At 35.9% G+C, this 596-nt stretch carries 1 protein-coding gene and 2 pseudogenes; 2 read left to right on the top strand and 1 reads right to left on the bottom strand.

Annotated elements, in window-relative coordinates; genetic code table 11:
• Together RH85_RS22780 and RH85_RS22775 are read left to right on the top strand one after the other, a co-directional pair.
• Positions 1 to 112 (top strand): annotated as a pseudogene (locus tag RH85_RS22780) (IS5/IS1182 family transposase); the annotation flags it as partial.
• Positions 113 to 119: 7 nt separating this feature from the next.
• Positions 120 to 203, top strand: a pseudogene (locus RH85_RS22775) (IS1 family transposase); the annotation flags it as partial.
• 78 nt (positions 204 to 281) lie between these two features.
• Here the strand turns inward: RH85_RS22775 and RH85_RS23005 are convergent.
• Positions 282 to 596, bottom strand: a 315-nt coding sequence (locus RH85_RS23005) for a hypothetical protein (protein WP_006712513.1), incomplete at its 5' end; no start/stop codon positions are given.

The raw sequence follows: 596 nt of genomic DNA, 5'->3' as shown, positions 1-596 counted from the left end.
AAACCGTTATCGTAGATTGCTTGTTCGTTGGGAGAAGAAAATAGAAAACTACGAGGCCATGTTGCATTTTGCTTGCGGCCTCATTGTTTGGAACAAATCCCTTTTGGGATAGATTCTAAATGCGTAGAACTATCGGTTTTTCGAAATCTGAACAAAAGCATGATAAGGTGATCGAGACATTCATTGAACGAAAATTCTATTTTGAATCAACCGATTGGCACAATGACCCAAAACTGCTGGTACGGGTCATTGTTTGGAATAAATCCATTTGGGATACTTCCTTAGTTAATAGCCACCTCCGGGAAAGGCAAAGATAATTTATGAATTGGTAGTCGGTCAAAAAAACCATCTGTAGTCTCAAGATTTAAGTACACCCAACTATGTCCCCAAATTGTTTTATATTGCTTATCATAAACCTTACCATCAGCATCAATAAACTCTCCCGACGGGCGTTTATTCATAAAGAAACCAATTGGTCCATCACAACTATTTTCCGCCCAAAAAGTTTCACCAAATCTTGATTTAACTTTACCACAATCGTCTTTATGATTTAACTTTAAATTGTCTACATATATTTTGTTTATTTCTATCTTTTT

The sequence above is a fragment of the Vibrio ichthyoenteri ATCC 700023 genome (genome assembly GCF_000222605.1).
GTDB classification, from domain to species: domain Bacteria; phylum Pseudomonadota; class Gammaproteobacteria; order Enterobacterales; family Vibrionaceae; genus Vibrio; species Vibrio ichthyoenteri.
Note: the sequence above shows the minus strand (reverse complement) of the source record. Positions and strands in the feature narration are given on the sequence as shown.